7 protein-coding genes are annotated in these 13,025 nt (G+C 40.3%); all 7 read left to right on the top strand.

From position 1 onward, the window contains the following. Positions 1 to 494 precede the first annotated feature (494 nt). The 7 genes from CPBP_RS03305 (at position 495) to CPBP_RS03275 (ending at position 13,001) form a co-directional block, all read left to right on the top strand. On the top strand, positions 495 to 5,081 hold the full coding sequence (locus tag CPBP_RS03305; RefSeq protein WP_350331447.1) for a hypothetical protein: 4,587 nt from the start codon (positions 495 to 497) through the stop codon (positions 5,079 to 5,081). Between the two features lie 66 nt (positions 5,082 to 5,147). Then, a complete protein-coding gene (locus CPBP_RS03300; RefSeq protein WP_350331446.1) occupies positions 5,148 to 5,861 on the top strand; it encodes a hypothetical protein in 714 nt (237 codons plus the stop codon). A 72-nt stretch (positions 5,862 to 5,933) separates the two neighbouring features. Continuing rightward, on the top strand, positions 5,934 to 6,371 hold the full coding sequence (tnpA, locus tag CPBP_RS03295) for an IS200/IS605 family transposase (protein ID WP_350331445.1): 438 nt from the start codon (positions 5,934 to 5,936) through the stop codon (positions 6,369 to 6,371). A 51-nt stretch (positions 6,372 to 6,422) separates the two neighbouring features. Further along, the gene (locus tag CPBP_RS03290; protein ID WP_350331444.1) at positions 6,423 to 11,438 is read left to right on the top strand and encodes a hypothetical protein; all 5,016 of its coding nucleotides are present in this window, start codon (positions 6,423 to 6,425) and stop codon (positions 11,436 to 11,438) included. Continuing rightward, a complete protein-coding gene (locus CPBP_RS03285) occupies positions 11,435 to 12,031 on the top strand; it encodes an SMI1/KNR4 family protein (protein WP_350331443.1) in 597 nt (198 codons plus the stop codon). The genes CPBP_RS03290 and CPBP_RS03285 overlap by 4 nt, the downstream gene beginning before the upstream one ends. Positions 12,032 to 12,063: 32 nt before the next feature. Continuing rightward, positions 12,064 to 12,513, top strand: a complete 450-nt coding sequence (locus CPBP_RS03280) for an HNH endonuclease (RefSeq protein ID WP_350331442.1) — start codon at positions 12,064 to 12,066, stop codon at positions 12,511 to 12,513. A 2-nt stretch (positions 12,514 to 12,515) separates the two neighbouring features. Next, entirely contained in the window at positions 12,516 to 13,001 is a 486-nt protein-coding gene (locus CPBP_RS03275) for an SMI1/KNR4 family protein (protein ID WP_350331441.1), read from the top strand. Positions 13,002 to 13,025: the final 24 nt, after the last annotated feature.

Here is a 13,025-nt window from a genome sequence, read left to right as displayed (position 1 = left end):
ATAGTGGGGGCTATAACGTTGGCCTAGCCCCTGAAAAGTAATCCAAAATGCAAGATGCTCTCACCACAGCGGGGCATACTCTGCTATACCTGCCACTTTATTCTCCCGATTTTAATCCTATCGGGAAGAGGTGAGCTCAAATGAAATCCCTTAGACGTAAAGTGTCTTATCAAATAGTTGCCAGGTGGAGTGCTGAATTTAATAGTACTTACAAATAATCTTAAGGTCGCTTCTAATAACATTTTGTAATTCGTCTGAAACGACAGGGAGTAAACTGTAAATTATCACAGGGGCATTTTTATAATTTGTGTTGCGTTTGTTAACAATCTGTGTCTGTATAAATATATTATAAAAAAATTAATAAGAAATTTGTTGTTTAAAGCTGATGGACTTAACGTGTTATTAAACAAAGGATTTCTTATGCAATGTTTTCAATTAACTCTCCACAAATCTCCCTCTTTTAATATTTTTTTGTCTAATTCAGGAGTTTTATCATGAAAAAATTCTTGTTATTAACCTCTTGTATTTCCGCGCTGTCAGTTAACTTTGGATCTGAGGCATTTTCTTGGTCAAACAGAAAATACGAATTAAATCAGCAATTATCTAAAATAATGCAATATTCAAGACCATTACAAAATGATTTTCCAAAAGATGCTGAAAACATAGTCTTGAAAATAGAGGGAGTTGTTAAGGCAACCACGCCTGAAGCTGCTCTTGAAATACTTGAACGACTTATTAACACGGAGCTTTCAATATCAGATGGAGCTACTCCTAGAGTTTTAGTAAAAGATATTCCGGCAGAAACAAAACAAAAAAAGACGCCCATTAAATCAGAGAAATGGACATCTTCAAGATGGCTAGAAAGCAATGCGGTGGCAGTGTTACAAAGTTGGGAGCGAGAGTTATATTCAAACCCTAATATAGAAGTTAATTACCTTGAAAGAGATCATGATTGTTGGGGACTGTTTTCAAATTATGGGGTTAGGGCGAAATTCACAGAATATAAAACGGAGATCATAACCACTAAGGATGCAGTAAAAAAGACTCACAAGCTTTCAATGCTTTTATACTTTGCCCAAGAACTTAAGTCTAGAATTTTACAACAGCATAAGCATTTAATGGAAGGTAAAAAGGCAACTCTTTGGGCAAAACAAGAAATAGAAAACATGAAAGCAAGACAAGAAGCTATTCGCCAAAAGAAGCTATTTGAAGAAGCTCTAATTAAACAGAGAGAAGATGAAAAAAAAGGGTTAAACGCAGCCGGGTTAAGAGAGCTTGGTTTAAGTAAGCTTTTGGGTATAAATGGACAGCAAGAAAATTCTTTTTTTGCAACAAAATTATTTGAAGAGGCTAAGAGCAAAGGAGATGCTGAAGCCTGCATTCTGCTGGCCAAAATGGAATTTTATGGGGGGTTGAACTTAGCGTCTATATTGCGAGGAGCCCCAGAGCTTGAGCAATATTCTTTTAGAGATGAAAAAATATCATATATGGGCGATAATATTAGAATAGCTTTAGAAAACGGCTATCCTGGATCATTTCATCCTAACACCTCAAAATTTAATGATTATTATAATAATTATATTAATCTTCTAAGCGAACACAGAAGACGAATGAAGGAGATGGATGAGGCAAAGGATGATGGAGTTAAGTTAAATCAATTAGGACTTTACTATAAAGATATCCCTATGCCTCAGAAGAGGGATCATAGTCATGCAGTTCGCTTATTTCGCTTGGCTCATCAGGCGGGTAATTTAGATGGATCTCTTAATTTTGCTTTAGTACATTTACAGGGTTTGTATGGTGAGTGTGTAAACGTTCATGAAGGATATAGAGTTTTGCAAGAAGCCTATAAACGTGGTGATCGACTAGATTTAAGAGCTTCTCCCGTTAATCTCCAATATTGGAATGTAGCAACTAAAGATCTACAATTAGAAGATAGAAAACGTTTAGAAGCTAAGGCTGAACAAGAAGCTGCGCGTTTGCAAGAAGAGATAAAAGGGTTAGGGGCGGAAGCATTAACAGCGCTTGCTAAAGATTATGAAGCTGGAACGAACGGAAAGGTAAAAGACTTACAGCATGCGTATGCGGTGTTTAAAAAAGCAGTAGATATACAAGGAGGATATGGCTATCAAAAAGGGGAAGCCTGCTTTCATGTAGGGCGATATTTATTCCTAGGGTTAGGTGGAGTGCTTAAGAACTCCAGCGAAGCAGCCAAATATTTTCAACAGGCCTATTCAAGCTATCACACCTGTCCTAATAATATGGATTCAGTCACTCAGCAAGCATGGGAATCAGCTACACGTGAGCAACGCAACGAGACTATCCGTCAAAGGGATGCTGAAAATGCACGTCGAGTAGTAGAAAAACAGGGAAAGAATGCCCAACAATTAAGAGAGCTTGGGATGTGTTATTTGATGGGGAAAAAAGAAAATAGATATCATCGATTCGATCACGTCTATGGAAAGGAGCTTCTATTAGAAGCTTATACACAAGGAGATGTAGAGGCTACACTTTTACTTGCTCAAGCAGAATTCTATGGTGGACGTAGCTGTTGGGCATCGTCTTTTGAGCTTTCTTCTGTTTTAAAAAATGGAGATGTTCTAGTACGCCCATCATTTCTATATTCAAATGAAAAGTCTCAAAGATACTGTCAAGAAGCTTATCGTCGAGGCATTAAAGATTGCAATGATCCGAGATTTGCAAAATTCAATGCATTTTATGGGGATGCGATTAAAGAATTAAAAGTAGAAGAAGCTCTTTTAGCACAAAAAGCTGAGGCACTAGTAGAAAAAGAACGCTTAGCAAAAGAGGTGGAAGAAAACGCTCAAAAGCTTAGAGAAACAGAAGAAAGACGGAAGCGTGAGGAAGAAGAACGAAACGCGGTAGAAGCACAAGGTACAACAGAAGTCGCTTTGTCAACCAGAGATGGCTATTATGCTGCGACTATATATGACCCTGCTGAGAGGGAGTGTACGGAGGTTGAATTTGAAGCTGATGATACTTCAGAAGAGCAGGATACAGTACACCCATTATTTGCAGTAACAAATGTTCAATCAGACGATTTGTCACCTGCTTATATTACAAGAAGTGCGCTAATGAGTCAGCCTTATCTAGCTCACGATCAACTAACGCCTGAAGCAATTGTAGAACATGAGGAGATAGCAAAACTTAGTCCAGTAGAATGGGATGAATCTCAACTGGTTAAGTTAGGTTGGACCCCGCAAGTATTTGCTGACGCAAAAAGAAAGCTTGATGATGTCGAATTAGGCACACTCTTTAGTAGAAGCGTTCGAAAGATATGCAATTATGGAATAGCGGCCACTTCTATTGAAGGAATTTTGAGCTTAGATGGGATGCTTGAAACTAATTGGCAAGGTATTCTTGATGCATATATACACTCCGTTATTTTTAAAAAGGATGTAACCGATTTAAGTGTTACCGAAGTGGTTCAAGCCTTTAATAATTTAAATACCAAGAGCTCACTTGAACTGCGCGATTTAATAAAAACACAACTTTATGATGTATTAGATCAATTCGGAAAATCATTAGATGGAAGTGACCTGCCCGTATCAGAGTGGACTAAAGAACAAGTAAAAAAATGGAGTGGTGGGATAAAAGCCATATCTACCCGAGTGGGCAGAGAAAATAAAATAGTGCCAATTTTAGCAGTTGTTATGCGTGCTGTAGAATTAGCAAATAAAAAAGGATATATCCCGCGTGCAACGCAAATAATTTCCGCTCTTGGTTCTTTAAATACCGTTGATAAAAAGGGAAGACTTTTACAAATCGCAACAGGAGAAGGTAAGTCAATTACAACGGCTATGATTGCGAGTGTTCGGGCGCTATGGGGTGATAAGGTAGATATAGCGTCCAGTTCTGAAGTATTAAGCAGCCGTGATGCAAAGGAACAAAAGGGTATCTATGATCTTTTAGATGTAACGTGCGCTGATGCTGTGGCAGACGATGAAGTCGCTCTTCAAAAAGCATATTTGGCAGATGTTGTGTATGGGACTATACACTCATTTAGCGCCCATGTCCTTTTAGAAGAATTTGAAGGAAAAGAACGACGAGGCAAAAGAGCCTTCGATGTTTTGTTTATAGATGAGGCTGATAGCTCACTGGTAGATCAAATTGATGTTTATACGCAACTATCCAAGCCCATGTCAGGGATGGAAAGCATGTTGCCTTTACTTGCCGTTGTATCGAAAAGAGTAGAAGATGCGCTTAAAGAAGGAAAAAATATCGAAACAATTCGAGAAGAAACCTTTGTTTATCTGGAGTATGAACTTGGAGGCGAAAGTGATCAAACCTTAAAAATCCCTCAACATTTAAGGAAGCTTGCACGCTATCAAGTACCACTTTGGATTGAAAGTGTGCTTAGAGCAAATTTTTATCATCGTCAAGATAAAGATCACGTTGTAGCAGATAACGGAGCAATTTGCCCCATAGACTATCAAAACACAGGGGTCGTACATACCAATCAGGTGTTTAGTGACGGAGGGCATCAGTTTTTACAATTAAAAGCAGAAAGTTATTTAACCGCTGAAAACTTTGTCGGATCTTTTATTTCCCCATTAAGTTACGTTAAACGCTATGGGGGCAATATTTCTGGGTTGACTGGAACACTGGGAAATGAAGTTACACAGTCATTTATGAGAAGTGTTTACGATGTAGATTTTGTTTCAATACCGTCCTATAGACCCAAGCAGCTTAAAGAATACGAACATAAAGTGTTGGATAATCGGGGGGGTTGGAGTGATGCAATTATTCAATCTATTGTAGATGAGACCTCGAGTGGTCGTAGTGTGTTGGTCTTGTTTGAAACAAAAGAAAACTTAGAAAAAGTTAAAAATGAATTTCAGAAGCACATTCCAATTTTTCCAAGTCAAAATATTCATTGTTATTTCCGAAATGATTTAACACAGGAACTACCAAAACCTTTGTTAGGCGGGCATGTTGTCTTTGCAACAAACTTAGCAGGAAGAGGGACTGATCTTGAACTTGCCATCGAAGTGGATGCCTGTGGGGGTCTTCATGTGTGTACGACTTTTTTGCCTTTAAACGAACGTGTTGAAGCCTAAAACTTTGGGCGTACCGCGCGTCAAGGAAAGAAAGGAACGGCACAGTTATTAATCTGTGCAGCAGATTTGAACGATGCGTATATTGATAAGAAATCCGAATATCACAGTCCTTATGATATTAGTGATATTCGAAACAAACATCGGGTGTTAGTTCAGCAGAAAAAGCTTTCTGATATACAAACATATAATAATCCAGAAGCCTTGATGCAAGATCAAATCTTTCAAAGAATAAAATCTATGATACTGCAGCTAAGAACGTCAACTTCTGTGGAAATTGCAACTGCTCCACGTCCAATTCCGGCCTTTTTAATGGAGTTGGAGTCTTCATCAAAAATTCTAGAACAAGGTAAGTTTAATCAAGTCAGCGATTTATGGGCGCAACAACATCTATTAATGCATAGCTATGCCGAAAGTATCTATGTTCATCAAACACATAAATTGAGAGATCGCATAGACGAATTAAGTTTTTATATGTCAGAGGAGATTAAACACAATCGTCCTAATCATATCATTGAATTATTAGTTGATGGTTTTGAGTTGACAGAATTTGAAGCGCAAGAACGTTTAATAGAATATGTATGGCATCATAAAGCAAAACATAACTTGGATGAATTCCAAAAACTAATACCTTTATATAATGATGCTTCTCCGGAATTGTTTGAAGCTTTTTCACATATTCTTTCTAAACGAGTTTTTATAGTCCCCTTTATGGTTAAAACCTTCGCCTTCCAGGCGAAAAAGACTTCAGTCCTTGGTAAAGGAAAAGAGGCGAGGTATTGAAAAAAAGGAGTAAATATGATACCCTAGCTTAGTCTTCAAGCGCTAGCGCTTGAGAAACGCGACGGGTATCATATGACAGATTATAGCAAAACCAGCCACACCGTATTTTACCATAGATATCACTTAGTATGGATCACCAAGTATCGTAAACGAGTTCTAAGTGGTGAATTAAGATTACGAGTGCGTGAGGTGATCGCACAGGTTGCTGATGAACTGGGTGTTAAGGTTTGCAATGGCGTGTTGTCAGCAGATCATGTGCATATTTTTGTAGAAATACCTCCCCACGTATCGGTCAGTGAATTTGTAAAAATAGCAAAGGGACGATCGTCAAGAAAGATTCAGCAGGAGTTTCCTAATATCAAGAAAGAATATTGGGGAAGACACTTCTGGGGGCGAGGGTTCTTTAGTTCAACGAGCGGCAATGTTACTGATGACATCATTAATGCCTACATCAACAATCATACGGACTCTTTCCAGTCAAATAACCTTTCTAATATCTCTTTAGAGTAGTCAGAGACTTCCAGTCTGTAATTACAACCTACCAGCTTCAGCTGGTAGTGGTTGAGTATACCTCAAGAAGGAGAAATTAAGGCATACGGTAATCCTCAATACAATCCTATCGTATTGGGTGAACTCACCGGAGGTGCTAATGCATTTGATGAGATAAACTTAGGAAATGAATGGGTCGTTTCGGACGTATTAGATGACGGTAATTGCTTCTTTAGGGCAATGGCACATCAATTTAAACTGACGAACCATGAGTGGGCTTCGAAAGAGTTTTTATTTTACGATCTAAGAACAGATTTACATAAAAAAGATGATAATGGGGTTTGGAGAGATAATGAAGATATACAAGCCTTTGCAAAGAAGCATAACTGTATAATTGCAATTGTTACCCATGAACACATGTGGTCAAAAGAAAGAAATTCTTGTGATTATACGTATCACTTTTATGATAAGGGCGAGTACAAGGTATTAAAAGCATCAGATCCTGAGTTCAAATTGCCCAAGGATCAGACCGTTTATAAATTGGCACGGAAGGCAAATCATTTTATGTCTGTTGTAACGGATCCTAAAACAGACGTCAAAGCCGCTGTTCTTCCGTCTATATTTGATTTAATTCCGCACTACCGTCAATTAAAGGCGCAACGTGTGCCGAATCAATCCCCGCGCCATCTATTAAAACGATATGTTCGAGTGCTTCCTCAAGATCGCAGTTCATATGAAATACTAATGAAGGCTGCTAAACCAGTGATAAGTGTCTTTGATGATACTATGAATATCCCCGTACTAACACGCGATGAACATAACTTCTTGGAGGCAGAATATCAGAACGCACAAAGGGGCTATTATCAAACCTATTTCGACCATGAAAAAGACTTTCAAGAAAAAGTATTGGAAGAGTTTATTGTCACTATAAAAAAGTTGTTTGCAGAGCCAAGAGGGCTTGCAATTTCTATGAAAGATCTAATGCAGGTAGTTGATAAGCTAAAATGGACTGAGTGGGGAGAGATGTTAGAAATAGCGCTTACACATGTCCCCGATGCGCTTTATATTGCATATTACGCTCATGCGCGGAAATTAGTACTAAAACAGAGTAGTAAGGAAAGAGTTCGCTTGATGTTAGAAAAAGCTAAGGAGTATTTAGCAGATCCCGCATCTTCATGGAGGCTGATTAGTATGTGGACGCAACCTCAAGCGGGTACAGTCCTTGAAAAACAAATTATTGGTCGACTGTGTTACGAGGGACAATTAACACAAAATATTGAAACTAATATTAGCGCTATTGATACGTGTAAATCCGGCAATATAATTACGGTCGGCTCATTTGTACCTTTTGAATTTGAAAAGATGGGCGTCTTACCTGAAGATGAGTCTGCAATAAAAACAAATGGTGTGCCTGCAATGTACGCCTTGCAAGAAACAATGCCGAAGCCCGAATGGTACGATATTGCAGGAATGGTTGTTTTGGGAATTGGTCAAGCTATAGTCGGAGGGCTTTTAACAGCAACTGGTATTGGTGGATCTATAGGGTTCAGTCTGCTTTCTGACGGGATACAAGACTTATGGCAAGGTATGAAATCTGGATGGATGGGCACAGCAATTGATTGGGGTAGTTATTGGTTAAACAAAGGGTTTTCGGCTTTAATGATGGTAGCTGGGTCTGCGTGGTCAAAATTAACGGCGGGAACGACTGCCAGCCAACAGGCGGTTAAGGAAGCCACGAAAGAAGCGACAAAGGAAATCACAAAAGAAGGTGTAAAACTAGCAGCAAAAGAAGTAACCCAAGCTACGGCCGCAGATCTAATCGTTAGTGCTGTGAAAAGTGCAGCACTTAATATTGTGCTGAGTGAAGGGCTTGAATACTTAAGATCTAAAGCAATAGCTAGTTTTCAAAAAGAGATGCAAGAAAAAGCAATGGAATATATTTGTCCATTATTTGAAGAGGAGGACTTTAAAGCAGCCTTAAATCAATTATTAGTCTTCAATAGTGGGACAGAGGGTAGGTATAAGTTCCAAGCAAACATACGCGAGCACATGGATAGCTGGATAAAAAACAACAGTACAACATGTTTAGCGAGCATTTCCAATATCTTAAGCACATTACAAGGTGCCCGACGATCTGAGTTACTTTCTTTCTTGGAAATGGTGACATACGGAGCGACGACTGCTTACAATTTAGCATCAACACTTGATTTCTTAAAAAACTATACTAAAGAATTGAAACAATTGATTATAAGAAAAGCTTCTGAGCTTCATGCATTGGAAAAAATAGCGATGGATGTATCTGGTTTATCCAAGGAAAAGGTCTCTAAATGGATCGAGTGCCTTCAAGGTTCCGGCTTATTTAAGAGTACTCACCCCTATACCATAGAGACTGTGGTGGGGGAACTTAACGCTGAAAAAGCATTGTCTGCAATATTAAAAGCAACTGAATCTTTAGGCATACACGGAGAGTCTGCAAAAGGGCATCCATTAACGAAGTTAGCACAACGGTTAATAGAGGCTGCGGTGTGCGCTCATCAAAATGGGTTAACGAAAGAAGAGTCAATTTGGGTTCAACTAGCGTCGGGAGCACTTGAAGGAAAAATTAACAGCGGCATTGGAATGCAGGCACAACAATTGGGATCTAAATTTATTAAGTGGGGTGCGTCTGCATTAAGCTCACTCAGAGAGCAGGATCGTAAAGAAGTGTTAATAGCAAAAGGAGACTCTTTAACCTCAGAAGAAGCACAAGAGTTAAGAGACATAGAGCATAGGGAGGTGGCACACTTACAGGCAGAGTTGGATGTGGGAGGAGAGTTGTCCACGGATGATATCAAGAAATTGGGTCGGCATAAGGCATTAGAACAAGCGGTGATAATCTCTCGAATGCAGCATTTAAACGATAAGCATCGGATGGGGGATTGGACGCCAGCAGATAAGAAAGCATTGGAGGGTCTTAACAGTCGAGACTATTCTAGATTAAAATCTGAGCACGATGCAGGGTTGTCGTTAACACCTGAGGAGACGAAGAGGCTGGATGGCTATGAGGCTCAAATTGCTGCAGATAATGCAAGAAAAGCGGAGCAGCAGCAACGTTTGACCGAAACCCCAGAAGAAAAAGCAAGGCGACAACAAGCGATCGTTGATGGAATAAAGGCTGATGCAGAAAGAGATATTGCAAAGGGTCGAGCTAATGAGGCAGCTATAGCAGCCCAGCGAGCCTTAGAAGAAGCCCAACGACAACGAGAAGCAGCGGCACGGCAAGCGGCGGCGGAATCGAGGAAGAAAGATCAAGATCCAACGCCGGGTCCAGCTCTCGGAACCTTGCCTGCAGTGGCGAGTGGGAAAGCGGCGGTAGATCCAGAAGCTTTGGATTCAATGGGAGTGGTGCAATTTTTGCGACAACAAGAAGAGGTTAAAAAGCGTTTAGCAACGATGTTTGCGCCTGCTCAATTACATGGAATCGTAGAGGCGGCGAAACCAATGGATCTTAGGCAGAGTGCTGCTGCAAAAATGGAATCGGAAATTCAGCGATTAGAAGGGCTAGCAAAAGAACGTCCGTTAACATTCATGGAACATGAAGGCTTAGCGTGTGCTCGCGAACTCATAACAGATCAGTGGGCAACGAATATAAGTCATAAAGAATTAATTGGTGTGGCAATCGGACTAGCTATGGCGCCTGGGATAGTTGCAGCGCCTTTGGTTGCAGGAGCATCGATAGCACTTTCAGTAGGTGCCAATTACGCTGGTAAGAAGGTTGCAATTGCGTGTGGAGCGGATCAGACAACTGCTGAAAATGTTGGGATGATCGCGGCAATCATAGCAGGAGGAGCTGTAGGATGTGTGAGAGCCCCGATTGTAACTGCGGTTGAAACGGTGTTAGCGGTAGGAGCGGAACGAGGGACAGAAGCAGCGTTGCTTGCAGCGGGTTGCAGTCACGAAGCTGCATCTGATATTGCGGCAGTTGTAGGAGCCTGGACACCCTTAATGACTGGGGGAAGAGTCGGAGCATTGGCAGATCGCGCTGTGATTACAACAGGACGCACCTTAAGAACCGCAGGAAGTCGCGTTGTGTCTGAGGTAAGCCGATTAGATGTCAGGGTTGATCGACTGGCTGCGGGCACTGCGTTTGGGAATGTGAGTGTTGGAGTAAAACCTAGAGCGGCGGCTGTAAGGTCAACCTCTGCTCCGCATGTTGCACGGACGGTGCCTGCGGCAAACTCAGCCGCCGCCGAATGGAGACAACCGATGGAGGTTGCACCGAGGAGTGTGCAGATGACGGCACCGTCTGCGCGGACGACGATGCCAGCTGGGTATTTGGTACCCGTAAGGCATGTGCCCGCAGTTCACCATGGGCCGGGAATACGATCAACACCCTTAACGCAACGTGGTGGAGCACTTGGACATCCTGTGCGATTCGGTACCAATGAGCCTGTGTTAACGCAGACACGCCCTGTGCCTGCTGCAGCAGAAGCGCCACAAACACGGGGACGCCCCACTACTGAACGTCCTGTGCAACCCCGAGCTTCAAGTGTGCCAAGACCATCTGGTTCGAGAGAGATGGTAGAGCCATCTTTTTCGGAAGCTACTGTAACCGCAGGTGAAGCCCGTGCTGCTGCCGCAGAAGCAATTGGAGCTTCCGTGAGTAAAGCTCCGGTAGGATTAACGCAAGAAGCTATAGAAGTATTAAGCACACCGGGTCGCATATGTCCAGTAACTGGAACAGGTCCCGTATCGATAAATTGTTCAAATTTTGAAACATTGAGCTCTACTACGTTCACAAAGACAGGCGCGCTTAGAGATAAAGTACAGTTTTGGAGACATTTTAGAGAAAAATATGATACTGTATTTCCAGAAATTTGGAGTGAGACGAATTTAATCAAACTTCGGGAAGGGAAAGCTCCAATAGTTGATGAGGCATGGTTAAAATACTTTCCAGAACATGCTAAATACGCAAAAGATAAATTAGAACATCACCATATTAATCATGGAAATATTGCTATTCCACTTCCAAAAACAATGCATAGGACGGGTTTATTCGATACTATGAACCATCATCTTGAAAAATTTATTAAAGAGGTAGCAGAATGATTTTGAATCTTGAAGATTTATTTCAATTTATGAAAAAACACGCAAAAGAGGAACCTTTAATAGCAGAAGACATAATGATTTCTGCTCCTGGTATATCAACGGACGAAACCAATAGAATGATTGAGGCATTTCCCACATTACCTAATTCATATTTAAGCTTTATTACAAAGTATGATGTAAAGCAAATAGATCTTGCTGGATACGAAATAAGTGTTTGCAATCAAAAAAGCAATAATTTCGCTAGAGAAATGATTTTTTGGAATGGAGCTACCGAAAGGAGGTATCCCATTTCTAAAAGACATGATCTTGTTTACTTTGGTAGCGATGGATTTGATGAGTTTTTTGTGGCGGGGACTAAGAGTGATTATAAAGAAGGCGAAATCTTATCAATTGATCATGAATGCTATGAAGATAAGTCCATTCCAATAAAGCGAGTGGCCCCTGATTATGAAACGTTTTTGATTATTTGTGCCAATAAGTATCAATTGCAAATGAATGGCGAACAAGGCTTGGAAACATTTATGAAGGAATTAAGACTGCGATTAGATGCCTTAAACCTACCCAAAGAATATTACGATTATTGGGTCTGGTAAACTTCCAGCGCATTTCGCTCCACAATGCCATCATGCACACTGGGGCGAATTGTGCTAATGGGGATGCAGCGTCACTTTGCGATAGGAGTTTTGCAACATTTGATGCTGTACGAAAGTTTGAAGTTCATTTACCCTATGAGGTTTGGTATAATAACAAAAGTCCAGACCACATGAAAGCATCAACACTTAAAGTGAAAGAGGCTTTAGAAAGTGGAGCGCTTAAGGAAAGAGATTTAGCCAATTGGATTCATGAAAGCCATGCACTTAGAGGTGAAACGTTAAGTGCAAGCCAATTAGCTAATGAAGTGGCTATGGTTAAAGATGCAATTATTAGAGGTGAAACTCAAATACCAGGCTTTACGTGGCACCATCATCAAGAAACCGGTCGAATGGAATTAATTCCCAGATGGGTACACGATACTGTAAAACACAGTGGGGGCAATTCAATATGGCCAATTAATCCCGCAATAAGAGAAAGATAATTATGAGCAATAAGAGTTTTGTTGTTGTAGGGTATCCTCAAGATATAACTATAGATCAGTTTAAAAAAGCTGAAGAATTGATGAAGGTTAAGCTACCTTGTATATTTTATAACCTTATAAAAGAATATGATAGAGGGCGCCCTAAAAATAATGAGATTAAGCTAATTATGCCTGGTCAAAAATATTATGACGTTAATCAGTTTGGTGCATTTTTATCATTTAACCCAAGAACTATGAGCTATATAGTTAGTGATTATTTATATAAACCCGAACACCAACCCCAAGATGAGCGGTATGTAGCTTTCGGAGAAACAGGGAATGGAGACAAGTTTTTCTTTTTCTATGAAAATGGAAAAGATGATCCTCAACCCAAAGTATATTATTGGGCACATGAATATTCGGACATTGATGGTGGTTTAGTCTTTTTAGCTAATAGCTTTGAAGAGTTTTTGGATATGCTAAAACCCGATGGCTATTACACTGGCTGATAAGCTCGTTTAATTCTCACTAAA

This window comes from Candidatus Bodocaedibacter vickermanii, assembly GCF_014896945.1.
GTDB lineage: Bacteria > Pseudomonadota > Alphaproteobacteria > UBA6184 > UBA6184 > Bodonicaedibacter > Bodonicaedibacter vickermanii.
The sequence above is the reverse complement of the archived record's forward strand: the minus strand, read 5'-3'. Positions and strand labels throughout refer to the sequence as shown.